Raw genomic sequence first — 24601 nt, forward strand, 5'->3', positions numbered from 1 at the left:
GTGCGCTCGTGTGGATGCGCGCGATGCGCGCGGGGTGCGGGTCAGCGTTCAGGGAGGGCGACGCCGGTCACCACCGCGAGCTCCCGGACGAGGCGCGCGCGGAAATCCGGGTCGCGCACGCCGCTTGCGGGCTGCTGCTGCGCGCCGTGATGCCAGTAGCCGCCGCTGACCTGCAGATCGGGGTCGACCGCGAGTCGCTCCTGCGTCTCGTGCCCGAGATCGAAGTCGTCTGGGGCCCCGGCACCGCCCATCTTCGTCGCCACCCAGCCGGGGTCGACGGAGTTCGCGAGCACGCGAGGGGCCCAACGCTCGGTGACCGCCGCCGAGAAGGCCGCGACGAGCAGCTTCGTGTCGGAGTAGCTCGCAGTCATCGAACCGCCATCCCAGTCGAGTCCATCGAGCGTCGCCCTGCCGTCCCGGTGCATGCTGCTGCTCAGGTAGACGTGCCGGGTCGGGGACGTCAGCAGAGCGGTGAAGAGGTAGGGCGCGACCACGTTGACGGGCAGCAGGCTCGGGCCAGAGAGAACTCCTGCATTGTGGATGACCGCGTCGATGGCTGCGCCGTCGTTCAGCTCGCGCGTGGCGTCCAGCACCGCTGCGCGGTCGGCGAGGTCAGCGATGACGATGTCCGCGCCGCGTCCAACCAGCGCAGCGACCGCATCCGCTCGACCCGGGTTGCGCGCGTGCACGATCACCGCGTGCCCCTGGTCGAGGAGCGCCTCGGCCGTCGCGCGGCCGAGGCCGTCGGTGGAACCGGTGATGAGGATGCGAGCCATGCGCCCATCCTCACACCCCCGCAGAACGCGCCGGCCTTCCTGGGTGCGCTTAGCGCAAAAGAGAAGCACCGCACAAGGGTCGCGGCGTCCCGAAAAAAGAGCCCTACTCTCAGCGACACCGACGTTCGCACTCGTCTCCAGCATTCCCGCTCGCTGCTGGCCACCAGCCAACGCAGGCGACCTCCCCCACCCCTCTCAAAGGACCCCCATGCCTGCCATCGAACGGCGCTCCATCCTCGCCGCCGCCTGGACGACCCCCGTCATCGCAGTTGCCGCGCTGACACCTTCCGCGAGCGCATCCGCGACAACCCAGATCGCCTCCACTGGCGAGGCCGAATGCCAGATCGAGACGATCACGCCGGCGGCTCGTTTCTCCACAACCGGCACGGCGGGCTTCCCAACCGGCACCGTCTTCGCCGTCGACGGCGGCGCACCGTCGACGTCGATCGAGGTGCGCGCCAACGGCCAGATCTACCCGCTCCAGGGATTCGGCACGGTCACGCTCCCCGCCCCCGTCGCCGTGGGGGATGACGTCGTCGTCACCTTCACCGTCAACGACAGCGACGTCAGCACGCTCGGGGCGACCTTCACGCTCCCGCAGGGATACTCGCTCGCAACCGACGCGGTCGACACCGTCACCGTGAGCCCATTCGCTTGCCTGGCATAAGGAGAAGGACATGACTCGACAAGAAGGCCTCGCCCTCGGATACCTCGTCGCGGGGCTCGCGCTCGGCGTGATCGCCCTCGTCGCGGACCTCATGGGAGGCCCCGCCTACCTGCACGCCCTCACCTGGGTGGGAGGATTCGCCGGCGGCTACGGCGTCGTCACGATGATCAAGGGCGCCAGGCAGCGCAGACGGCATCCGCTCGGAACCACCGACTACGAACCAGACACGAGCAAACCGCCGCACCTCAGCTGAGCGTTCGAAGCGCGCCTACTTCCCGAAGATTCGCCGGGCGATCTCCCCCGCAGCTCCCTCGAGGAGCGTCCGCAGTCGAATCTCGTCCTGCGGACGCTCCTCGGACCAGGTGACAGCAAGCGCCGCTGCGGGCCAACCCGCGTGGTCGAGCACGGGCATGCCAACGGAACGCATCCCGACGGACACCTCCCCGTTCTCTGACGCGAACGCGCCGCTCCGGATGCCGTCCAGGATCACCCGCAGCTCGCGCGGACGCCGCGGCCCGCGCCCCGTGCGGTCGGCGAACGACGACGCGTCCGGGTACAGCGCCCGCACCTGCTTCTGTGGCATCGCGGCCAGCATCGCGCGGCCGGATGCGGTGAGGTGCGCCGGCAGCCGCACGCCCACGTCGGCGACGAGCACTGGGCGGCGCGGCGCGCGCTCGTCGACGATGTAGAGCACGTCCCGCCCGCTCATCACGGCGAGGTGCGCGCTCTCCCCCACCTGGTCGACGAGGTCGGCGACCACCGGATGGCCGATTCGGGCGAGGGGCTCCTGCCGCGCGTATCCGCCGGCGAGTTCGAACGCGGCCGTGCCGAGTCCCCAGCGTCGCTCTCCGCGCAGGTGCACCACGAAGCGTCGCTCGAGGAGCGTCGTCAGCAGGTGGTAGACGGTCGACCGCGGGATGCCGAGCTGCGCCGCGATGGTGCTCGCCGCGACGGGGCCACGCTGATGGCTCAGGAAGCTGAGGATGGCGAGGGTCTGATCCGCCGCCGGCACCTGGGCGCGGGCGGGTGCTTCGCCGCTGACCTCGGTCACGCGGTTGCCTCTGCCAGGCGACGACGGGACCTCACCCAGGGGGCGCCCGTCGCGGTGGCTGTCGCTGCAGACCTGTCCAACATCAGTGCAAAAAGCGGCGAGAACAGCGCGAAGGGCCCCCAAATGGCGGATATTGCACTCATGTTGGACACCAAGCCGACCGCCAACTGCGCGGCAGGTCCCCGATCGCCGCCGCGAGGCCAGTTGTCTGAGATCACAGACACTGAGTGTCCTCCCCGCGCAGACATCGCGCAACGGGTGGAGTGGAATCGACACATGAGCACAGCAGCGCCCGCCACGGGTCACGACAGCCCCCAAGACAGCGCCGCCGACACGACCGGCGCCGTCCAGAGTGCCGCACAAGGTGCCGGCGCGGCCGGCAACATCATCGCGGGGACGGACACCAGCGGGACCGGCAGCAGCACCGTCAGCTCCGAGACCGTCGTCCTCGGCGTGCGCCCGCTCGAACCAGCCGAGGTCGTCGCGGTCGCGCGTCACGGCGCTCGCGTCGAGGTTGCACCGTCGGCACTTGCCGAGGTCGCCCGCTCGCGTGAGCTCATCGAGCGCCTCGCCGATGACCCGAACCCGCACTACGGCATCTCGACCGGGTTCGGCGCGCTTGCGACGACGTTCATCGCGCCCGAGCGGCGCGTGCAGCTGCAGGCGAGCCTCGTGCGGTCGCACGCGGCTGGCACCGGCCCTGAGGTGGAGCGCGAGGTGGTCCGCGCGCTGCAGCTGCTGCGCCTGCAGACCCTCGCGACGGGGCGGACCGGCGTGCGGCCTGTTGTCGTCGAGACGTACGCGGCGATGCTCACTGCTGGCATCACGCCGATCGTGCGCGAGTACGGCTCGCTCGGCTGCTCGGGCGACCTCGCCCCGCTCTCCCATCTGGCGCTCGCCGCGACGGGAGAGGGCACGGTGCGCGACGCATCCGGAGCCGAGGTGGATGCCCGGGACGCGCTCGCCGCGGCCGGCATCGAGCCCCTGGTGCTCCGCGAGAAGGAAGGCCTGGCGCTCATCAACGGCACCGACGGGATGCTCGGCATGCTGCTGCTGGCGATCCACGACATCGAGATGCTGCTCACGACGGCGGACGTCGCGGCGGCGATGTCGGTCGAGAGCCAGTTCGCGACCGACGCCGTCTTCGCCGCTGATCTGCAGGCCCTGCGCCCGCAGCTCGGGCAGGGCGACTCGGCCGCGAACTTGCGCCGCTTCCTCGCCGGCTCCCCCATCGTCGCGAGCCACCGCGGCGCGGACGACGGGCGGGTGCAGGACGCCTACTCGCTGCGCTGCTCCCCGCAGGTGCACGGCGCGGCCCGCGACACGGTGGCGCACGCGGCCCTGATCGCCTCGCGTGAGCTCGCATCCGCCGTCGACAACCCTGTCGTGACGGTGGATGGTCGGGTCGCGTCGAACGGCAACTTCCACGGTGCGCCGGTCGCGTACGTGCTCGACTTCCTCGCGATCGCGGTCGCCGACGTGGCGAGCATCTCCGAGCGGCGCACCGACCGCGCCCTCGACCCGGCCCGCAACCGCGGGCTGCCGCCGTTCCTCGCCCACGAGGTCGGCGTCGACTCCGGCCTCATGATCGCGCAGTACGCTGCCGCAGGAATCGTGTCTGAGCTGAAGCGACTGGCTGTGCCGGCATCCGTCGACTCGATCCCGTCGTCGGCGATGCAGGAGGACCACGTGTCGATGGGCTGGTCGGCGGCCCGGAAGCTGCGCCGAGCGGTGGACGGGCTCGGGCGGGTGCTCGCCATCGAGGTGCTCACCGGGTCGCGCGCGCTGCAGCTGCGTTCACCGCTCGAGCCGGGGCGCGCGACCGCAGCCGTCAGCGCACTGGTCGCCACCGTCTCCGGCGGGGCTGGCCCCGACCGCTTCCTCAGCCCCGAGATGGAGGCCGTGGCCGAGCTCGTGCTCTCCGGCGAGGTCGCGCGTACCGCGCTGGAGAACTCAGCCGCGAGCTGACGGGCGCCTCTTCGGAGTTGGGGGGACGACGGCGCCTGGAGGCCTGGAGACCTGGAGACCTTTCCTGGCGATCCCCGTGCTTTCCGACGGCCTATGAACCAGGATCAGTGTGGACGCCGAATTCCCCCGCCTTCCCGTCGGCCGTCCGTGGCACCTCGCCGCTCCCCCATCGAGAGGTCCTCCATGTCGAATCCCACCCCCACGCGTTCCCGCACCGACCTCTCACGTCGATCCTTCGTGACGGGCGCCGCCTGGTCCGCGCCGATCATCGCCGTCGCTGCGGCGTCGCCGCTCGCCGCGGCGTCAGCGACCTGCACGCAGGACGCGCAGATCAGCTGGTCGAGCACCTTCACCGCGACGGACACGCAGAACGGTTCGGGCAGCTTCCAGACGCCGAGCGGTGAGGTCGTGAACTACACGGTCACCGTTCTCACGGGTGTGAACATCGAAGTCCCTGCGACGTCCGACAATCTCAACACCACGGGCGACGGCATCTTCCTCGGCGACCGGCAGCTCGTCGCTGCGGCGACCAAGGAGTTCGACGGGACCTACACGCAGACGACGACGGTCACGTTCGACCAGCCGATCGAGAGCATCCGCTTCCGGGTCTTCGACGTCGATGGCAGCGAGTTCTACCGAGAGCATCTCCGTGTGACCGGCCTCCCGGGCGTGGTGGCGACGCCAGGCAACCGGGTCGAGTTGGAACCCGTGTCCGGTACCTACCGGCCAACTGAGGATCTCCCCATCGGGCCTGTCATCGCGGGATCGGTCTCCTATGCAGCCAGCGGCCCGACGAGCTCCTTCACCGTCGAGCTCACGACGCCGCGGACCGCGGTTCCACCCCAGGGCGTCCTGAGCCACGGGGTGCGGATGACGAACCTCACGTATGCGGCGGCGTGCGCGACGGCGTGATCTCGCGCTGACCTGGCGGGCTCGCAGCGCTCCCGGGCGGCTCACCGAGCTACTGGCCCGCCTGCGCCTCGTCCCATCCCTGCTGCGGGGTGTCGCAGGTGTCGCGGAACACGTACTGCGAGGGCAGCTTGCGCTGGTGCGACGACCAGTCGATGGCGGGGCGGCGCTGCTCCTTGGGGAGGTACCCGAGGCGGTAGACGGCCATGAGCTCGAACTCGTCCGGCACCTTGAGGAGGTCGACGATCTTGTCCCACTGGCCGGGCACCTCCATGGGGAACGACACGAACTGGATGCCCATGCCGATCTCACCCGTGGTGAGCCAGATGTTCTCCATGGCCGCGCCCATGCTGAACACCGAGTAGAACGACGACAGCTCCCCCGGCCGGTATTCGGAACGGTCGAGCATGACGCCGAGGAGGAGCGGGGATCCGGCGACGAGCTTCCGGTTCTCCTCGCCGAGCGTGTTGGGGACGCGCAGGGAGTTCATGAGGAACTGGCCTCGCTTCGTGAAGACCTGACTCGTGAACGGCCGCAGGGGCGCGGGGAGCTTGTCGAACAGCATCCCGTCGCGCCGCTGCTCCATCTCCTCCTTGCTGAAGCGGAAGTACGGCTTGTAGCGCTCGAAGAAGGTGCCGTTGCTCATGGCGGTTGTCATGCTCTCGCCGCTGATGCTCGCGATCGCCTCGATCGTCTCGCGCGCCTCGACGACCACGAACCGCCACGGCTGGCTGTTCAGCTGCGAGGGCGCGCGACCGGCGACCTCCATGAGGAGGCGCTGGTGCTCCTCGCTGACGGGATCGGGGAGGAAGGGGCCGTTCGTGGTCTTGCGGCGTCGCAGAACGTCGAGGAATTCCATGCGCTGAGTCTGTCGTATCCGCCTGAAACGTTTGTCGAGCGATCACTGCCAGGGAAATGGCCCTCTCGCACTCGCCCTGAAGGGCGATTCGGCTGGCAGCGATCGCGAAGACAAGGCCAAGAAAGGGTGTTTGGCTGGCATCGTCAGCGGCGAGTGGATGCGCGGATTGCGAGCGCGTAGAAGGGTGCTGCGGTGAGGGCGAGCGACGGGTGGCGTCGCGAGTGCGTGCCGGCGAAGGGGATCGCGGCGAGCGGCACCGCGGTCGGCAGCAGCAGCTTCCCTGCGCGGCGGCGGCTCTCGTCGCGGCTCGTGAGCAACGCGACGCCCGCGGCGAGTGTCAGCGCGGATGTGCAGATGTAGAGGGCATGGTGGATCCAGTGCCAGCGTCCTGTTCGCACGACCCCGGTCGCAACACTGGCGCCAAGCGCGCAGTTGGCGGCGTAGCTCGTCGTCGCGGCGACCAGCAGCGGGGGCACGTTCACGACGCCGAACCTACACGGGCGGCCTGAAGCGAACGCCGGGCGGGTGCGAGAAGCTGAGGCTGACGCAGGGAACTGGAGCCGGGCGCAAGGAGCTGGAGCCGGGCGCAGGGAACTGAAGCCGGGCGCAAGGAGCTGGAGCTCGTCGCTCAGTCCGGGTCGCGCATCCGCTCACCGTTGCGGTGTGAGCGTCTCGTCTCGGGTCAGCAGCAGTCGGTAGGGGAACTGGCGTCGCACGCACCAGCTCTGAGGCACCGCGGCACGGAGTTCGGGGGCCGTGTAGCTGCGGCGGATGGAGAGGGTGCCGTCGTAGTGGACGAACGACCCGCGGTCGAGGGGTTTCGTCGCGGCGCCGAACGCGGCGAGCGCAAGGCGTCCGCGCTCGATGTCGCTGTGCAGGGCGAGCGGCGCGAGGGCCGCACTGTCGGCGAGAAGGCTGGTGAGCGTGTGCGGGTTGAGGTGGTGCAGCAGGTGGTTGGAGGTGACGATGTCGAACCGCTCCCCCGCCGCCACGAGCTCCCCGCTTGACGCCGCCCGGAAGTGCACGCCGCGCTGCGTCAGCCCGCGCGACTCGACGAACTCGTGCGCGCGTTCATCCGGGTCGATGGCGGTGACCTCGAGCCTGAGCCCGTCGCGCGCCGCCCAGCCGGAGAGGGCGAGCGGAATGTCGCCCCCGCCGAAGCCGATGTCGAGCAGCCTGGATGCGCGCCGCCGGTCGAGGACGGGCCGCACGTCGCGCAGGTACACGCGCCGCCATCCTGCGACGAGCGCGTTCACCGCGCGGAACTGCGCGTACGTGGCGAAGAGGCGGTCGCGGTCGCAGTCGGGGTCGTCCATGAGCTCGAGCGAGGTCGTGTCGCGCGGCAGGGGACGAAGCGACGGGAGCGTGGGAGGCCTCACAGCCCTGGCCCACCCTGCGCGACGACTTCGAGAGAGAAGACGTCGCGCATTGCAGCGCGGCCGGTTGCCACCACCGCGACCCTCACGCGCGCATCCGCGTGAACCGCCCGACCTCGACCGTGAGGCCGGGTCCGAACGCCATCGCGCAGAGCGCTTCGCCAGCCCCTTCGAGGTGGGTGTCGTCGGCACCCTCGCCGAGCAGCCGTTCGAGGATGAACAGCACTGTCGCGCTCGACATGTTGCCGTAGTCGCGCAGCACGCCGCGGGACGGGGCGAGCTGCTCCTCCGTGAGTCCGAGCGACTGCTCGACCTTGTCGAGGATGCTCCGCCCGCCGGGGTGGATCGCCCACAGCGGCGTCTCCGACGGCACGGTCGGCGCGAGAAGCGGCCCGACGACATCGCCGATGGACGCTCCGATGATGCTGGGCACGTACCCGGAGAGGCGCATCCGGAACCCGCTGTCGCCGATGGTCCACGCCATCTCCGACTCGCCCTCGTCGGTGATGGTGCTCTCGAGGGCGTCGATGGTGAGGATGCTCGCGCCGGCCGGGGCGGGGCGCGCGGTGACAAGCGCGGCAGCGGCCCCGTCTGCGAAGACGGAGGTGGCGACGATCTGCTCGGGGTCATTGGAGCTGGTGAGGTGGATGGTGCACAGCTCGACGCACACGATGAGCACAACCGCGTTCGGGTCGGCGCGAGCGAACGCATCCGCTGCCCGCAGCGCGGGGAAGGCGCCGTAGCAGCCCATGAAGCCGAGGTGGAAGCGTTGCACGCGCGGTGACAGGCCGAGGCCGCGCACGATCTCGTAGTCGGGGCCGGGCGCGTAGAAGCCGGTGCAGGAGACGGTGACGACGTGCGTGATGTCGGCCGCGTCGAGGCCGCTGCCGTCGAGCGCGGCGCGGGTGGCGCCGAGGAGCAGTTCGGGGACGCGCTCGGCGTAGAGCTGGTTGCGGGCGCCCGTCGATGCGTCGAGGACCTGGCCGCCGGCGACGAGCGCCGAATCGGTGCCGCCGGCGAGCGCATCCACGACGGTGTGCCTGCGCTCGATCGCCGAGCCGTCGAACGCCGCGCCGATGAGGCGGGCACCGAGGCGGTTGATGCCTGGCTGACCTGCGAACAGGTCACGGGCCTGGGTCTGCGGCAGCTCGGTCGGGGGCACTGCGGTGCCGATGCTGCGGATGTGCACGCTCACGCCACGACGGTACGCCCCGCATCCTGAGAGCACCCGCGAGGCGGGACCGGTGCGGGCCCAGCACGATCGGTGCCAGAGAGATGGCCCTTTTCGCCAGCCCATAGGGGCACATCGACTGGCAGCGATCTCGGACGGGCGCCCCTGAAGGGCACATTGACTGGCAGCGATGCAGCCGCGAGAGCCCTGGAAGACTCGGCGATCCCCGGGAAGACTCGGAGACTCCCAAGAACGCGTCAGCGGGGAACCCCGTCAGCAAGGAAGCGGGGCCCCCTCGCCCGCGCTACTCACCGGGGTAGGTCATGAGGTCCCCGGTGAGCGGCACCTGGCCGCTTCGCTCCCCCGCGTCTGCCTTGTCGACCTTGTAGGCCTTGCCCTGTTCGCCGGCGTCGAGGGCGGCCTGCGAGGTGACCTGCCCGTCGAGCGTGAACGTGTCGAACATGAACGGCAGCCCGTTGGAGGCGAGTGGGTTCGGGGAGTCCATGAGGTGGAAGTGGAGGTGCGGGGCGTCGGTGTTGCCGGTGTTGCCGAGCAGGCCGAGGCGGTCGCCGCGGGTGAGCTGCTGCCCGACTTGGAGGTCGAAGGGGTTGCCGGTCTTGAGGTGCGCGTAGAAGGCGTAGGTGCCGCCGCCGATGTCCTGCACGACGTAGTTGCCGCCGTATTCGTCGAGGGTGAGGGTTGGGCCGGGGGCGGTGCCTGGTTCCTGTTCGGGGCGGTCGGTGGTGATGGCGACGATGGGGCCGTCGGCGACGGCGATGACGTTCTGGCCGTAGCCGGGGTAGCTTCGTGCATTGTCGCGGGCGCCGTCGTCGGAGAGCTTCATGGTGGGGGTGAGCTTGACGTAGTCGATGGCCCACCGTTCTGGCGCCCAGTAGGTGCCGTTGATGGGGCTGACGGCGCCACGGTGCGCGGTGAGTCCGCAGCAGCCGTTGGCGTCGAGCCAGTTGTCGCCGGTGAGGGGCGGGCCGATGACGGCGACGTCGCGCTTGTCGACCCTCACGGCCTGCGTGGTCTGCTCGATGGTCTTCTCGTAGAGGGGCGGCTGGGCTTTGGGCATCTCGACGGTGACGGTGTGCTCGATGCGGTCGGGAACGTCGGCGTCGGATGCGACGGTGGCGTCCATCCACACGGTCGCGTTCTGTCCGGGGCCGAGTTCGAGCCCGCCGCCGTCGGTGGTGCCGGCGACGCGCATCACGTCGTCGAGGTCGTCGCCCTCGAGCTCCTGCAGCACGGTGCCGCTCGCGCCCGCCTCGACTGCGGTGACCTTCACCTTCGACGGCGACCCGTTGGTGAGCTGCAGTTCGTAGGCGAGGTGGATGCGCTCGTCCGTTCCGAGCACGGGGATCGGCTCGGCGAGCGCGGAGACGACGACTGGCGTGAACTGCTCGCCGGTGGCTCCGGGTGCGGCGGCAGCGGGAGGCGTCTCGCTGACGGACGGGGGTGCATCCGCCCCGATGGTGAGAGCCGGGCTCGCCGAGCAGGCACTCAGAGCGAGGAGGCCCGCGACCGCGACGGCGGCCGCGAAGACACTCGCGTTCCCCGCCCTGATGCCGGTCATGGCCTGAGTTTAGGCCCGCGGATGGAGGCCCGCCAGAGCTGCGCAATCGGCTACGGGCGGAGATGGCGGATGCTGTTGAAGTGAGAGTCACCGCACGTGGAGGTCGACTGGGCCGCTCCCCGGCTCATCTTTGCCGTGAGAGCGCCCTTGACACTCCAGCTCGTCGCATCTACTTTTGGTGACACGTGTTACCAGCGCTCCCAAATGTGATCGATCACACTCTGAGGCGCGTGACCTACCAGCGAACCAGAACCATCGAACGTCTGACGAAGGAGTCACTATGACGTCGCATCCAGAACCCGAAGCCGCGGCAGGTGATGTGCGCGCAGCTGTCGGCAGCGCGCCGATCTCCGACGCGGTCAACGCCCCCGTCGCGGACGTGGTGGAAGAAACGCCCGTGCGCCTGCGCGAACGTATCTCCTACGCCACGGGCGACATCGGCGGCAACCTCATCTTCGCCACGGTCTCCTCGTTCGTGCTCTTCTACTTCACGGACACCGTCGGCATCGGCGCCGCCATCGCCGGCACGATCATCCTGCTCGGCCGAGTGCTCGACGGCACGATGGATCTCGTCGTCGGCACCCTCATCGACAAGACGCAGACCCGCTGGGGCAAGGCCCGCCCCTGGATCCTGCTCAGCACACCGATCGTGACGCTCGCGTTCGTCGGCCTCTTCAACGTGCCGGCCGGCTTGAGTTCAACGGGTCAGGAGATCTACGCCTTCGTCTTCTACTTCCTGTGCCTCGCGATCGGCTACACGGGCTCGAACCTCGCGTATCACACGCTCCTCTCCGTCATCACCTCTGACGGCAAGACGCGCGTCTCGCTGACCGTCATGCGAACGTTCGCCGCCCTCCTCGCCACGCTCCTGGTGAACTTCTTCACAATCCCGCTGATCGGACGGTTCGGCGGGGGCCAGACCGGTTGGTCGATCACCGTCGCGATCTACGCCGCCATCGCTGCCATCACCTTCATCGTCGTGTTCCTCGGCACGAAAGAACGTGTCACCACCACAGTCGAAGCCGACCGCAGCTCATCGCGCTCCGTGCTTGAGCTCATCCGCATCCTGCTCAAGAACAAGTACTTCTACCTGGGCTTCGCTCTCTTCTTCACCCAGTTCCTCGCCTCCGGGGTGGGCAGCGTCGGCATCTACTTCGCCAAGGACGTGCTCGGCGACCCCAGCCTCTACAGCTTCTTCAGCCTCGCCACGATGGGCCCACTGCTCATCGGCATGTGGTTCATGCCGATGATCACAGCTCGCTTCGGCAAGCGCCTGCCCTTCCTCGTCGGCTCTGCGCTGGCCGTCGTCGGGCTCGGGATCGCGCTCATCGACCCGACGAACTTCACGATGGTCATCGCGGGCAGCGTCGTCCGTTCGATCGGCACCATCCCCGTATCCGCGGCTCTCTTCGCGCTCGTCGCCGACATCGTCGACTATGGGGAATGGCGCACGGGCGTTCGAGTGGATGCGATGACGTACTCGGCCGCGACGGCTGGCCAGAACCTCGGCGCGGGTGTCGGAGCAGCGCTCGTCGGCTGGCTGCTCGCGGCAAGCCAGTACGACGGCGCGGCTGCCACGCAGCTCCAGTCGGCGATCGACATGGAGATCTTCCTCTTCCTGGGGCTGCCACTCATCGTCTACGCCCTGCAGTTCGTCATCGCGATCTTCCTCAACATCGATCGCTACCAGCCGGGTATGTCCGAAGACCTGCGTCTGCGGCGTACGGGCGCGATCCGCATCCCGCAGAACTGACCGCGCACGTCCACCAGCACCCTCACGAGAGAGCAGGCCAGCACATGGCACGAGAACCCTTCAACCGCGGCTGGACCGTGAAGCCCAAGACCAGCATCTTCGCGCAGATCGGGGGTGCCGGCTCCGCGGGCGTGGAGGTCGACCTGCCGCACGACGCGCTCTTCGGCGAGCAGCGATCCGCGGCCAACTCGGGCAAGAACGCCTACTTCCCGAGCGGAACCTACGAGTACTCGAAGAGCTTCGACGTGCCCGCCGAATACCGGGGGAAGCGTGTCTCGGTCGAGTTCCAGGGCGTCTACCGTGACGCGGTCGTGTTCGTCAACAATGCCTATGCCGGCCAGCGACCGTTCGGGTACTCGGCGTTCACCGTCGACCTCGACGACCACCTCGAGTACGGCACCGACAACACCATCCGGGTCGAGGTGCGCTCCCACGACGACTCGCGTTGGTACGCGGGGGCGGGCCTCTACCGCGACGTGACGCTGATCGTCACGGACCTCGTGAAGATCGCGAACTCGGGACCCCGAGTCACGACGCCGGACATCGACGCCGACCGGTCGATCGTCGAGCTGGCAGTGCCACTCGAGAACCACTCACCGAATCGGACGACCCCGGTCGTGAGCACAGAGATCCGGGACGGGCAGGGTGCGCTCGTCGCTTCCGGAACGACGCCCACGACCCTTCGTGCCGGAGCTGCTGCGACGGCCCGGCTGCGCCTCCACATCACGGATCCCAACCTGTGGAGCGTGGACACTCCCCACCTCTACACCGCCGTGACGACGCTTGTCGACGGCGGCACCGAGGTCGACTCGCGAAGCACGACCTTCGGGGTACGGCGACTGCAGCTCGACCCCATCTTCGGGCTCCGCATCAACGGAGTCGCGACGAAGCTTCGGGGCGCGTGCATCCATCACGACAACGGCCTGCTGGGCGCCGCCGCGATCCGGCGAGCGGAGGAGCGGAAGATCGAACTTCTGAAGAACGCCGGCTTCAATGCCATCCGCATGTCCCACAACCCCGCCAGCTCCGCCCTCCTGGACGCCTGCGACCGGCTCGGCATGCTGGTCATGGACGAGACCTTCGACATCTGGACCGAGAGCAAGTCGTCGTTCGACTACTCCCTGTCGTTCCCAGAGTGGTGGGAACGGGACATCGAGGCCTTCGTCGCCAAGGACTTCAACCACCCGAGCGTCATCTTCTACTCGATCGGCAACGAGATACCCGACACGGGCAACCCGCTCGGCTCCGAGTGGGGGCGCCGGCTTTCGGAGAAAGTGCGCGAGCTCGACGACACGCGTTTCATCACCAACGGGGTCAACGGATTCGTCTCGACGCTTCCCACGCTGCTGCCGCTGATGAAGAGCCGGAGCCAGAACGCGGAACCAGAAGGCGGGGTCAACGGCGCCGGCGAGATGATGAACCAGGTCAACGCATCCGAGCTCGTCACGAAGGCCACGGAGGAATCCTTCGGGGTGCTGGACGCCGCCGGACTGAACTACGGCGACTCCCGCTACGAGCTGGACAAGGAGCTGTTCCCGAATCGCGTCATCATCGGCACGGAGACGTTCCCCCCGAACATCGACCGCAACTGGAAGCTCGTGCAGGAGCACGATCATGTCCTCGGCGATTTCACGTGGACCGGATGGGACTACCTGGGCGAGGTGGGGATCGGCCGGAACCAGTTCCTCGACGAGCAGCCCCAGTTCGAGGCGCCGTTCCCGTGGCTGACCGCCTGGTGCGGTGACCTCGATCTGACCGGCTTCCGCCGACCCGCCTCCTACTACCGAGAGATCGTGTTCGGCCTCCGGACGGCTCCGTACCTCGCAGTGCTGCGCCCCGAGGCCGTGGGTCGAGACGTCCGCCCCGGGCAGTGGGCCTGGTCCGAATCGATCGCCAGCTGGGATTGGGCTGTCGATGAGCAGACACCGATGCAGGTTGAGGTGTACTCCCCCTCGGAGAGCGTCGAGCTCGTGGTGAATGGCAGGTCGGTCGGCACGGCGCAGACCGGGCCGGACAACCGCTTCCGAGCCACCTTCGACCTGCCGTACGAGCGGGGAACCATCGAGGCGTTCGCCATCGTCGGCGGCGAACGCGCCGCGTCCGTGTCGCTGCGGTCACACGCCGGCACCACGGCCCTCAGCGTGTCAACAGACCGGAGCACGCTCGACGCCGACGGAGGCGACCTCGCCTACGTCGACATCGAGCTGCGGGATGCGGACGGCGTCCTCGCCACGTCAGAACTGCGACAGGTCTCCGTGCGGGTCGAAGGTGCCCGACTCGTGGCGCTCGGCAGCGGGAAGCCGGACAACACCGAGCGCTTCGACGCGCAGACCCACGCGACCTTCGACGGCCGCCTGCAGGCGATCATCCGCCCGACAGGACCGGGGCCCATCACGGTCACGATCAACGCAGACGCTGCGGAGGCGGTGACGCTGCAGCTGGCCGCACGGTAGCGACGGCCCCGCGCGGAGTCGGGAGCGCTCGCGCGCGGGTCACACGTCAGGTGGTCTCTCGCGTGACCACCTCGAACGGAGTGAATGCGCGCGGCGCTGGCCCGACGTCCGCGCCGAGGCGCTCTTCGAGTTCGCGCGCCAGGGCCTCGACGAGCGGCTCCCAGGTCGTTCGGACACTGGAGAGCGCGGGCGACCAGAGAGCCCCGGTCGACGTGTCGTCGACGCCGATGACAGACATCTCGTCCGGCACCGAGACGCTGCGTTCTCGCGCGCCGGCGAGCAGCGCCAGGGCGACGTCGTCGTTGTAGCAGGCGACGGCTGCGGGGGCTCCACCGCTCATGATCTCGGCGACGGCCGCCGCCCCGCCCTCGCGGGTCACCGGCACACGCACGAGCCTGGGCGCGGGCAGCTCGCGCTCACGGCTGTGCTGCTCAAGCACCGCGAGCCGCGACGGCCCGTATGGGTCGCTCCGCGCATCGGAGATGGCAGCGAACCACAGCTGCCGTGGGCCGCGGCGCAGCAGTTCGTCGATCTGCAAGCGAGCGACGCCGCCATCGCTCACCACGGACGAATCGCGGTCAGCGGGGACAACCAGCACGCCCGCCGCCGTGAGCTCCTCCGACTCGGTACTGCTCAGGACGCCGAGGTCGACGACCGCGAGCGGTTGGAGCGCCTGGACGGCCGCGACGGAACCGCCCGGAGATTGCGTCGCGAACCGCACGACGACGTTGCCGCCGATCGCTCGCGTGCGTTGCACGACAGACTCCACGGCATCCTGGAGGTTGCTGCCGAAGGTCGCATTCGGCACGAGCACGACGACCGTCCCCGACTTTCCCATCACCAGAGACCTCGCGGCCGGAGACGGCTGATAGCGAAGCTCCCGCGCCGCTTCCAGCACGCGATCCCTCGTCGCCTCCGGGAAGCGCTCGACCTTTCCGTTCAGGATGTTGCTCACCGTCGAGCGCGAGACTCCCGCGAGGCGCGCCACGTCGAAGCTGGTCGCAGGTTTGTCCGTGGTGGAGTCGGTCGCCATCAGGCCATTCTGTCGGATGGAGGACCCCGCGCACACGCAACCAGCGCGCTTGCAGGTCGCAACAGGCCAGCCGGTCGGAGATAATCACCCCATGCCAGCCCAAGAGCGCCCCGTCGCGCTGCGCCCCGCGAGCGTCTTCGACGTCGCGAAGTCGGCCGGGGTCTCGCATCAGACGGTCTCCCGCGTACTCAACAACCACCCGAGCGTGCGCGAGACGACACGCGCGAAGGTGCTGGATGCGATGCGCGAGCTCGACTACCGCCCGAACCTCGCGGCCCGCACACTGTCCTCGAAGCGCAGCCGCACGCTCGGCGTCATCTCGACGTCGAAAGGTGAGTTCGGGCCGGCGTCCAGCATCTCGGCGATCACCGAGGCCGCCCGCTCGCGCGGCTACAGCACGATCATCGAGTACGCCGACGAGCTGTCGCCGACCTCGGTGGATGCGGCCCTCGCGAGCCTCGCGGAGCTCGCAGTCGAGGGCATCGTCGCGGTCGCCCCGCAGACACGGGTGCTCGAGGCGCTGCAGACGACACACACGAGCATCCCCTTCGTGACGGTGCAGAACCGCGAGACGCTCGATGGCGTCGAGGTCGCGGTCGACCAGTTCCGGGGGGCGCAGCTCGCGACCGCGCACCTCCTCGAGCTCGGCCATACCAGGATCGTGCACCTCGCCGGCCCCAGCGACTGGCTCGACGCGACCTCACGCCTCCACGGCTACGAGCACACGATGGCCGAGCATGGCCTGACCGCCCAGCACGTCGACGCCGGGGCGTGGACCCCGGCCGCCGGCTACGCGGCAGGCCGCGAACTGCTCGCCTCCGACGCGACCGCGATCTTCTGCTCGAACGACCAGCTCGCGCTCGGCGTGCTGCACGCTGCACACCAGCTAGGCGTCGACGTGCCGGGCCGCGTCAGCCTGATCGGCTTCGATGACATCCCGGAAGCCGCCCACTTCTGGCCGCCGCTCACCACGATTCGACAGGACTTCTCGGTGGCCGGCCGCCGCTGCGTCGAGCATCTGCTGGACGACGGGAACGCGACACCCGCAACGGAGCTGTCGCTGGTCGCACGCGCATCGACGGGACCCAACCCGATCTAGCGGCCGGCCCTGCCGAGCAGCGCGCCTCGCCCCGGCCGCGCCTTGGCCATGCGATGCAGTCCCGGGGCCTGGGGCGCGTCTCCAGTTCCCTTTTCGAGGTTCGTGTCGTAGTCTTTTCCGAACAATGTGATCGATCACATTCACCTCGAGGCACAGCCAAAGGAGACCTGCCGACGATGAGCGAGCCAACCGAAACGCCCGAAGCAGCCGAGCGCGACACCTACGTCATCGGCGTCGACTACGGGACCCTCTCGGGCCGCGCCGTCGTCGTGCGCGTGCGGGACGGCGCCGAGCTCGGCGTCGGCGAGCTCGCGTATCCGCATGCCGTGGTCGACAGCGTCCTCCCGGCAACCGGGGAGAAGCTCCCGCCCGAGTGGGCGCTGCAGGTGCCGAGCGACTATGTCGACGTGCTCAAGGTCGCCGTGCCCGCCGCCATCGCCGACGCGGGCATCGACCCGGCGGATGTCATCGGCATCGGCACCGACTTCACGGCCTGCACGATGGTGCCGACGCTCGCCGACGGCACCCCCCTCAACGAGGTCACCGGCTTCGAAACCCGCCCCCACGCCTACGTGAAGCTCTGGAAGCACCACGCCGCGCAGCCGCACGCCGACCGCATCAACGATCTCGCCGAGCTCATGGGCGAGAAATGGCTCGCCCGCTACGGCGGCCTCATCTCAAGCGAGTGGGAGTTCGCGAAAGGCCTCCAGCTCCTCGAGGAAGACCCCGAAGTGTACGCGGCCATGGACCACTGGGTGGAGGCAGCCGACTGGATCGTCTGGCAGCTCACCGGCACCTACATCCGCAACGCCTGCACGGCCGGCTACAAGGGCATCCTGCAGGACGGCGAGTACCCGAGCCGCGAGTTCCTCGCCGCCCTCAACCCCGACTTCGCAGGCTTCGCAGACGACAAGCTCGCCCACGAGATCGGCCAGCTCGGCGACGCCGCCGGCACGCTCTCGGCGGAGGCAGCTGCCTGGACCGGCCTGCCGGAGGGCATCGCCGTCGCCGTCGGCAACGTCGACGCGCACGTCACCGCCCCGGCCGCGGCAGCGACCGAACCCGGCCAGATGGTCGCCATCATGGGCACCTCCACCTGCCACGTCATGAGCTCCGGCACCCTCACCGAGGTGCCAGGGATGTGCGGGGTCGTGGATGGCGGCATCGTCGCGGGCCTCTACGGCTACGAGGCCGGCCAGTCGGGTGTCGGCGACATCTTCGCCTGGTATGTCGAGAACCAGGTGCCAGCGCGCTACGAGCGCGAAGCCACGGAGCTCGGCATCTCGGTGCACGAGCACCTCACGAACCTCGCGGCCTCGCAGCCGGTTGGCGCGCACGGCTTGATCGCGCTCGACTGGCACAGCGGCAACCGCTCGGTGCTCGTCGACCATGAGCTCTCGGGCCTGCTCGTCGGCGCGACCCTCGCGACGAAGGCTGAGGACGTCTACCGCGCACTGCTCGAGTCGACCGCGTTCGGCACACGCAAGATCGTCGAGACCTTCAACGCCTCGGGGGTCCCCGTCACCGAGTTCATCGCGGCCGGCGGCCTCCTCAAGAACGCGTTCCTCATGCAGACCTACAGCGACATCCTCGGCATGCCGATCTCGACGATCGACAGCACGCAGGGTCCGGCGCTCGGCTCGGCCATCCACGCCGCGATCGCGGCAGGCGCGTACCCGGATGCGCGTGCAGCGGCAGCCGCCATGGGCCGCGTGACGCGCGCCAAGTACACGCCGAACCCCGACGCGGTGGCCGCCTACAACGAGCTGTACGCCGAGTACGACCTGCTGCACGACCACTTCGGGCGGGGTGCGAACCAGGTCATGAAGCGACTCAAGCGGCGCCGCCGCGAGGCGCTCGCCGGCGCATCGACAGCGGAGGCAGCCGAGGCAGCCGCATCCATTGCCGCCGCCGCAGACCCATCCACATCCGCGCCCGCAACCCACGAGGAGGTCAGCGCGTGAGCATCCAGACCCAGACCATCACTGCCGAGGTGCAGGCGAGCATCGACACCATCCGCGCCGAGGTCGCCGCCCTGCACGACGAGCTCGTGCGCTACGGCCTCGTCGTCTGGACGGGCGGCAACATCTCCGGCCGCGTGCCCGGCACGGAGCTCTTCGTGATCAAGCCGTCGGGCGTCAGCTACGACGACCTGGCCGCCGACAACATGATCCTCTGCACCCTCGACGGCGCGGTCGTTCCTGGCTCCCCCGGCTCGGACCGTTCACCCTCGAGCGACACGGCGGCCCACGCCTACGTGTACCGCAACATGCCGGAGGTGGGCGGGGTCGTGCACACGCACTCCGACTACGCGGTCGCGTGGGCGGTGCGCGGCGAGCCGATCCCTTGCGTCATCACGGCGATGGCGGATGAGTTCGGCGGGGAGATCCCCGTCGGCCCGTTCGCGATCATCGGCGACGACTCCATCGGCCGCGGCATCGTCGAGACGCTGCGCGGGCACCGCTCGCGGGCCGTGCTCATGAAGAACCACGGCCCGTTCACGATCGGCAAGGATGCCCGCGATGCCGTGAAGGCCGCCGTCATGGTGGAGGACGTCGCCCGCACCGTGCACATCTCCCGCCAGCTCGGCAGCCCTGACCCCATCCCCCAGCAGGCCGTCGACTCGCTGTTCGACCGCTACCAGAACGTCTACGGACAAGACCCGACAGGAGCCCTCAGTTGAGCGCACTCACCACTTCCTTCGACGCCTACGAGATCTGGTTTTTCACCGGCAGCCAGGGCCTCTACGGCGAGGAGACGCTGCGTCAGGTCGCGGAGCAGTCGCAGGCCATCGTCGACACTCTCAACGAGTCGCCGAGCACGCCCGTGAAGATCGTCTGGAAGCCGGTGCTCACCGACTCCGACGCCATCCGCCGCGCGGCCCTCGAGGTCAACTCGAACGACAACGTCATCGGCATCGTCGCCTGGATGCACACGTTCAGCCCCGCGAAGATGTGGATCCAGGGCCTCGACGCGCTCGCGAAGCCCCTCCTGCACCTGCACACGCAGGCCAACGTGGAGCTGCCGTGGGCCGACATCGACTTCGACTTCATGAACCTCAACCAGGCGGCGCACGGCGACCGCGAGTTCGGGTACATCCAGACGCGCCTCGGCATCCCCCGCAAGACTGTTGTCGGCCACGCGTCGAGCGCCAGCGTGACGCGGCAGATCGACAGCTGGTCGCGCGCCGCGGCCGCCTGGCAGGCGGTACGCACCATGAAGCTCGCCCGCTTTGGCGACAACATGCGCTTCGTCGCCGTCACGGAGGGCGACAAGACGGAGGCCGAGCTGCGCTTCGGCGTGCAGGTCAACACGTGGGGTGTCAACGAGCTCGCCGAGGCCGTCGCCGCGGTCGACGATGCGGCGGTGGATGCGCTGGTCGCCGAGTACGAGGAGCTGTACGACGTCGCTCCCGAGCTGCGGTTCGGTGCCGAGCGCCACCAGTCGCTGCGCGACGGCGCCGCCATCGAGCTCGGCCTGCGCTCGTTCCTCGAGGCCGGCGGCTTCAGCGCCTTCACGACGAGCTTCGAGGACCTCGGGGAGCTCAAGCAGCTCCCGGGACTCGCCGTGCAGCGCCTCATGGCGGAGGGCTACGGCTTCGGCGCCGAGGGCGACTGGAAGACGGCCATCCTCGTGCGCGCCGCGAACGTCATGGGCGCCGGCCTGCCAGGTGGCGCGAGCCTCATGGAGGACTACACGTACGACCTCACGGAGGGCAGCGAGCTCATCCTGGGCGCGCACATGCTCGAGGTGAGCCCCTCGCTCACGACGGCCAAGCCGACGCTCGAGGTGCATCCGCTCGGCATCGGCGGGAAGGACGACCCGGTGCGCCTCGTCTTCACGGCCGACCCGGGCCCCGCGGTTGTCGTCGCGCTCAGTGACATGCGAGACCGGTTCCGCCTCGTCGCGAACGTCGTCGAGGTCGTCGAGCCCACCGCTCCCCTGCCGAAGCTGCCCGTTGGCCGCGCCGTGTGGAAGCCGGAGCCCTCATTCGAGGTGTCGGCCGCCGCCTGGCTGACGGCCGGCGCCGCGCACCACACGGTCATGTCGACAGCGGTCGGCATCGACGTGTTCGAGGACTTCGCGACCATCGCGAAGACCGAGCTGCTGCGCATCGACGCCGATACCACCCTGCGTGAGTTCAGCAAGGAAGTGCGCTGGAACCAGGCCTACTACCGCCTCGCGCAGGGGCTGTAGGCAGGGCGGCCTCTGCACGGTATGCGCGCCGGCAGGGGCGCCCCCAGACCGGGGCCGACGACGCGCCTCCTTGCGTCGGCGGCCCCAGACAACGACCACGTGGTGGCGCCACTCTTCTTCGGAGAGGGCCAACGGCGCCACCCCGTGGCGCCCCCTCCTCCGCCCCTCCGCTCCCGCCGCCCCTCCGCTCCCTCCACTCCCGCCGCCGCCCGCGGCCGCCCGCCGCGCCCGCGGCCGCCCGCCGCGCCCGCGGACGACAGACCTGGGCTCTGCGCATCCGCCCTCCGCCACGCGGATGCGCAACACCAAGGTCTGCAGAGGGGCCGGGCTCAGACCTGGGGCTTCTTCAGCCAACTTGCGCGGAGCGGATGCGCAAAGCCCAGGTCTGCAGAGGGTGGCACTGCGCTGGCCAGACGCAGAGGGACAGCGGAGCAGAGGTGAACGGGAGACGGGGGAACGGGAGAAGAAAAGCAGAGAGACCTGCCCTACTCCGCCCACACCCCTTCGCGGGGAATCACGAGCGGCGTGCCCGTCTCGGGGTCGTCGATGATGCGGCAGGGCAGCGAGAAGACGTCCTCGACCAGCTCGGCGGTGAGCACCTCGCCCGGCTTGCCCTGCACGACGATCTCGCCGTCGCGCATGACCACGAGGTGCGTCGCGAAACGGGCCGCCTGGTTGAGGTCGTGCAGCACCGCGACGAGCGTGCGTCCCTCGCCGCGGAGCCGGCGGAACAGCTCGAGCAGCTCGTACTGGTGCGAGATGTCGAGGAACGTCGTCGGCTCATCCAGCAGCAGCACGGGCGCTTCCTGCGCGAGCGCCATCGCAACCCACACGCGCTGCCGCTGTCCACCGGACAGCTCGTCCACGAAGCGCGACGCCAGCGCATCCACTCGCGTCGCGGCCATCGCCTCGGTCACGGCTCGCTCGTCGGCCGCCGACCAGCGGTCGAACATGCCCTGGTGCGGGAACCGGCCGCGCGCGACGAGGTCGGCGACGCGGATGCCCTCCGGCGCGAGCGACGTCTGCGGCAGCAGCCCGAGGCGCTTGGCGACGTCCTTCGTCTTGAGGGTGAAGATGTCGGCGCCGTCGAGCAGGACGCTGCCCTCGCTCGGCTTGAGGAGGCGCGCGAGGGCCTTCAGCAGCGTCGACTTGCCGCACGCGTTGGGCCCGATGATGACCGTGAACGAGTGGGCGGGCACCTCGAAGTCGAGGCCCTCGATGATGGGCTGGTCGTCGTAGCCGACGTGCACGGAACGGGCTCGCAGGTCGGCGGACGCGCTGACCTGGGCGAGCGCACCGCTCCCGTCCGCGGGATGCACCGCGCCGCCTGCTCGAGACGCCGTGTGAGCTTCGATCGTCATCACTGACGTCCCTTCTTCGTGACCTGCTCGTGGACGAGCAGCCAGGCGAGGTAGATGCCGCCGACGCACACGGTGAGCACGCCGACGGGGAGGTCGACCATCTGCGCGACGAGGTCGGCCGCGACGAGGAGGAGCGCGCCGACGAGCGCGGATGGGAGCAGCTGCAGGCTGGCCCCGTTCGTGAGGCGCCGCGCGATCTGCGGGGCGGCGAGCGAGATGAAGGCGATCGGGCCTGCCGCCGCAGTGACCAGCGCGGTGAGGGCGACGCCGACGAGCGTCGAGAACGCGCGGGTTCGGTTCGCGTGCACGCCGAGCGAGAGCGCCGCGTCGTCGCCGACCTCGAGGGCCGCGAGCGGGCGTCCGAGGAAGCCGCACCCGACGATCAGGGCGGCGAAGATGAGCGTGGCCGGCAGCAGCTGCGCGTAGCCGAGCGCGCTGAGCGAGCCTGACCCCCAGACGGCGGCGAGCATCGCCTCCTCCTGGCTGACCCTCATCATCATGAGCGAGTTCACGGAGGCGAGCATGGCGCTCGCCCCGATGCCCACGATGATCAGCCGGAACGGGCGCAGTCCCTTCCTATACGCGAGCAGGTACACCACGACCGCGACGGCGGCCCCGCCGAGCAGGGCTCCGGCGCCGATCGCGTAGTACGAGGTCGAGCCGATCCAGAGCATCACGATGCTGGCGCCCGTGTAGGAGCCCGTCGAGAAGCCGATGATGTCGGGGGAACCGAGCGGGTTGCGGGTGATCGACTGGAAGATCGCGCCGCTCGCGCCGAGCGCGAGGCCCGCGAGCACGGCGAACAGGAACCGCGGGAGGCGCCACTCGAACACGACGAGCCGGTGCGCGCGCGACGCATCCGCGTCGAAGAGCGCCGTCAGCACCTCGCCGGGCGAGAGGGCGAGCGTGCCGTAGCCGAGCGAGACGACGCCGAGGGCCAGGATGGCGACGACGATCGCGCCGCACACGATGACGGCGCGGTGTCGGTGCAGGTTCGAGAACCGGCCGAAGCGCACCGCGTAGGTGCGGTCGCCGAAGTCGATGCCACGCGGAGCGCCTGTTCCGGGGCCGAGCGGAGCGCCGTGGTCGACGACGTCGGTGCGCCCGCTGTGCAGGCTGTTGCCTCGTGTCTGCGTCTTGGCCGTGGCCGTGGCTGCGACCGTGGACCCGACTCTGGATGCGGCCACCGGTGTCTCGTCCTGTGTTCTGGTCACAGCCCGCTCACCTTCTTACGGCGCACGAGCCCGATGAGCACGGGCGCGCCGATGATGGCCGTCACGAGCCCGACCCGCAGCTCGCCGGAGGGCAGCACGATGCGACCGAGAATGTCGGCGGCCAGCAGGAGGATCGGAGACATGACGATCGACATGACGAGGATCCAGCGCTGGTCGGGGCCGACGAACCAGCGCACGACGTGCGGCACCATGAGGCCGACGAAGCCGATGGGGCCCGCGATGGCGACGCCAGTGCCGGCGAGCAGCGTCACGGCGATGACCATGAGCGCTCTGGTCGAGCGGATGCGCACCCCCAGCGAGGCGGCGAGCTCGTCGCCCAGAGACAGGGCGTTGAGGGAGCGCGCGCAGAGCAGCGCGAGCACCACGCCGACGACGATGAGAGGCAGGCAGGTGAGGAGCACGTCCATGGACCGGCCGCCGATCGACCCGACACCCCAGAAGCGGGTCACGTTGAGGGCGTCGATGTTCTTCAGCACGATCGCCGACGTGAAGCCGCCGAGCACGGCACTGATCGCGACCCCCGCCAGAGTCAGGGTCAGCGGCGTCGCCTTCCCGCCGCCGACAGATCCCATGGCGTAGACGAGCATGGTCGCGAGGAACGCGCCGAGGAGCGCGAACCACACGTACTGGCCGGGTGCGGTGAGGCCGAAGATGCCGACGGCGAGCGTCACGACGAAGCTCGCACCGGCGTTGACGCCGAGGATGCCGGGGTCGGCGAGCGGGTTCCGGGTGAACGCCTGGATGAGGGCGCCGCACAGGCCGAGCGCGGGTCCCACGACGAGCCCCACGAGCGTGCGCGGGATGCGCAGGTCGAGCACCATCACGTGCTCCTCCGTCGCGCGTGAGCCGAAGATGCTCTCCCAGACGACCTCGGGCGAGATGGCGCGCGCGCCCACGAAGATGCTCAGCGCGACCGTTCCAGCCAGCACCACGAGGGCGATGACCAGGGCCAGGGTGCGCTTCGCGTTGCTGCTCGCCAGGCCGCTGCCGGGAGCATCCTGGGCGCTGTTGTGCGAATCCGGGCGGCTGCCGCGCGAATCCGGGCGGCTGCCGCGCGCATCCGAGCCTGGACGAGCCCCTGCTGCCCGCGGCCCTGTGTTGACTGCGACCACGA

General features: G+C 69.6%; 21 protein-coding genes. 10 read left to right on the plus strand and 11 right to left on the minus strand.

The window, feature by feature from the left end:
• Nucleotides 1-41: 41 nt before the first annotated feature.
• Nucleotides 42-776, minus strand: a complete 735-nt coding sequence (locus tag F8O03_RS13490) for an SDR family NAD(P)-dependent oxidoreductase (RefSeq protein WP_151424306.1) — start codon at nucleotides 774-776, stop codon at nucleotides 42-44.
• 208 nt (nucleotides 777-984) lie between these two features.
• Here F8O03_RS13490 and F8O03_RS13495 point away from each other — a divergent pair, with 208 nt between their 5' ends.
• Together F8O03_RS13495 and F8O03_RS13500 are read left to right on the plus strand one after the other, a co-directional pair.
• On the plus strand, nucleotides 985-1443 hold the full coding sequence (locus tag F8O03_RS13495) for a hypothetical protein (RefSeq protein ID WP_151424307.1): 459 nt from the start codon (nucleotides 985-987) through the stop codon (nucleotides 1441-1443).
• A 10-nt stretch (nucleotides 1444-1453) separates the two neighbouring features.
• Complete coding sequence (locus tag F8O03_RS13500; protein ID WP_151424308.1) at nucleotides 1454-1696, plus strand: hypothetical protein; 243 nt, start codon at nucleotides 1454-1456, stop codon at nucleotides 1694-1696.
• A gap of 15 nt (nucleotides 1697-1711) precedes the next feature.
• Here the strand turns inward: F8O03_RS13500 and F8O03_RS13505 are convergent, their stop codons facing one another.
• Nucleotides 1712-2494: an IclR family transcriptional regulator gene (locus tag F8O03_RS13505; RefSeq protein WP_244296278.1), complete on the minus strand. Its 783-nt coding sequence runs from the start codon at nucleotides 2492-2494 to the stop codon at nucleotides 1712-1714.
• Between the two features lie 276 nt (nucleotides 2495-2770).
• Here F8O03_RS13505 and hutH point away from each other — a divergent pair, with 276 nt between their 5' ends.
• Both hutH and F8O03_RS13515 read left to right on the plus strand, forming a co-directional pair.
• Entirely contained in the window at nucleotides 2771-4462 is a 1692-nt protein-coding gene (gene hutH / locus F8O03_RS13510) for a histidine ammonia-lyase (protein WP_151424309.1), read from the plus strand.
• Between the two features lie 183 nt (nucleotides 4463-4645).
• Complete coding sequence (locus tag F8O03_RS13515) at nucleotides 4646-5374, plus strand: hypothetical protein (RefSeq protein WP_151424310.1); 729 nt, start codon at nucleotides 4646-4648, stop codon at nucleotides 5372-5374.
• Nucleotides 5375-5423: 49 nt separating this feature from the next.
• On the opposite strand, the gene F8O03_RS13520 is transcribed toward F8O03_RS13515, so the two are convergent.
• The 5 genes from F8O03_RS13520 to F8O03_RS13540 form a co-directional block, all read right to left on the minus strand.
• Nucleotides 5424-6230 carry a nitroreductase family protein gene (locus F8O03_RS13520; RefSeq protein WP_151424311.1) on the minus strand — a complete coding sequence of 269 codons (807 nt, stop codon included), beginning with the start codon at nucleotides 6228-6230 and terminating at the stop codon, nucleotides 5424-5426.
• 143 nt (nucleotides 6231-6373) lie between these two features.
• Nucleotides 6374-6712: a hypothetical protein gene (locus F8O03_RS13525; protein WP_151424312.1), complete on the minus strand. Its 339-nt coding sequence runs from the start codon at nucleotides 6710-6712 to the stop codon at nucleotides 6374-6376.
• A gap of 168 nt (nucleotides 6713-6880) precedes the next feature.
• Nucleotides 6881-7609 (minus strand): class I SAM-dependent methyltransferase, encoded by a 729-nt coding sequence (locus F8O03_RS13530; protein WP_244296280.1) that lies wholly within the window; start codon nucleotides 7607-7609, stop codon nucleotides 6881-6883.
• A gap of 82 nt (nucleotides 7610-7691) precedes the next feature.
• On the minus strand, nucleotides 7692-8801 hold the full coding sequence (locus F8O03_RS13535) for a type III polyketide synthase (RefSeq protein ID WP_151424313.1): 1110 nt from the start codon (nucleotides 8799-8801) through the stop codon (nucleotides 7692-7694).
• Nucleotides 8802-9081: 280 nt separating this feature from the next.
• Entirely contained in the window at nucleotides 9082-10356 is a 1275-nt protein-coding gene (locus F8O03_RS13540; protein WP_151424314.1) for a M23 family metallopeptidase, read from the minus strand.
• A gap of 280 nt (nucleotides 10357-10636) precedes the next feature.
• Between F8O03_RS13540 and F8O03_RS13545 the strand changes: the two genes are divergently transcribed.
• Together F8O03_RS13545 and F8O03_RS13550 are read left to right on the plus strand one after the other, a co-directional pair.
• The gene (locus tag F8O03_RS13545) at nucleotides 10637-12109 is read left to right on the plus strand and encodes an MFS transporter (protein ID WP_151424315.1); all 1473 of its coding nucleotides are present in this window, start codon (nucleotides 10637-10639) and stop codon (nucleotides 12107-12109) included.
• Between the two features lie 44 nt (nucleotides 12110-12153).
• Nucleotides 12154-14562: a glycoside hydrolase family 2 TIM barrel-domain containing protein gene (locus tag F8O03_RS13550; protein ID WP_151424316.1), complete on the plus strand. Its 2409-nt coding sequence runs from the start codon at nucleotides 12154-12156 to the stop codon at nucleotides 14560-14562.
• A gap of 46 nt (nucleotides 14563-14608) precedes the next feature.
• Here the strand turns inward: F8O03_RS13550 and F8O03_RS13555 are convergent, their stop codons facing one another.
• Nucleotides 14609-15595, minus strand: coding sequence for a LacI family DNA-binding transcriptional regulator (locus F8O03_RS13555; RefSeq protein WP_151424317.1), 987 nt, complete (start codon nucleotides 15593-15595; stop codon nucleotides 14609-14611).
• Between the two features lie 91 nt (nucleotides 15596-15686).
• Here F8O03_RS13555 and F8O03_RS13560 point away from each other — a divergent pair, with 91 nt between their 5' ends.
• The 4 genes from F8O03_RS13560 (at nucleotide 15687) to araA (ending at nucleotide 20891) form a co-directional block, all read left to right on the plus strand.
• Nucleotides 15687-16694 carry a LacI family DNA-binding transcriptional regulator gene (locus F8O03_RS13560; RefSeq protein ID WP_151424318.1) on the plus strand — a complete coding sequence of 336 codons (1008 nt, stop codon included), beginning with the start codon at nucleotides 15687-15689 and terminating at the stop codon, nucleotides 16692-16694.
• 176 nt (nucleotides 16695-16870) lie between these two features.
• Nucleotides 16871-18658 carry a ribulokinase gene (araB, locus tag F8O03_RS13565; RefSeq protein WP_151424319.1) on the plus strand — a complete coding sequence of 596 codons (1788 nt, stop codon included), beginning with the start codon at nucleotides 16871-16873 and terminating at the stop codon, nucleotides 18656-18658.
• Entirely contained in the window at nucleotides 18655-19377 is a 723-nt protein-coding gene (locus tag F8O03_RS13570; protein ID WP_425280957.1) for an L-ribulose-5-phosphate 4-epimerase, read from the plus strand. The genes araB and F8O03_RS13570 overlap by 4 nt, the downstream gene beginning before the upstream one ends.
• Entirely contained in the window at nucleotides 19374-20891 is a 1518-nt protein-coding gene (gene araA, locus F8O03_RS13575) for an L-arabinose isomerase (RefSeq protein WP_151424320.1), read from the plus strand. Before F8O03_RS13570 ends, araA begins: the two co-directional genes overlap by 4 nt.
• A gap of 485 nt (nucleotides 20892-21376) precedes the next feature.
• Here araA and F8O03_RS13580 read toward each other — a convergent pair whose 3' ends face one another.
• From F8O03_RS13580 to F8O03_RS13590, 3 genes are read right to left on the minus strand one after another with little or no spacing between them, the layout of a single operon-like run.
• A complete protein-coding gene (locus F8O03_RS13580) occupies nucleotides 21377-22252 on the minus strand; it encodes an ABC transporter ATP-binding protein (protein WP_151424321.1) in 876 nt (291 codons plus the stop codon).
• The gene (locus F8O03_RS13585) at nucleotides 22252-23466 is read right to left on the minus strand and encodes a FecCD family ABC transporter permease (RefSeq protein WP_244296282.1); all 1215 of its coding nucleotides are present in this window, start codon (nucleotides 23464-23466) and stop codon (nucleotides 22252-22254) included. The genes F8O03_RS13580 and F8O03_RS13585 overlap by 1 nt, the downstream gene beginning before the upstream one ends.
• Nucleotides 23463-24599: a FecCD family ABC transporter permease gene (locus F8O03_RS13590; RefSeq protein WP_151424322.1), complete on the minus strand. Its 1137-nt coding sequence runs from the start codon at nucleotides 24597-24599 to the stop codon at nucleotides 23463-23465. The genes F8O03_RS13585 and F8O03_RS13590 overlap by 4 nt, the downstream gene beginning before the upstream one ends.
• Nucleotides 24600-24601: the final 2 nt, after the last annotated feature.

This window comes from Pseudoclavibacter terrae (assembly GCF_008831075.1).
GTDB lineage: Bacteria > Actinomycetota > Actinomycetes > Actinomycetales > Microbacteriaceae > Pseudoclavibacter > Pseudoclavibacter terrae.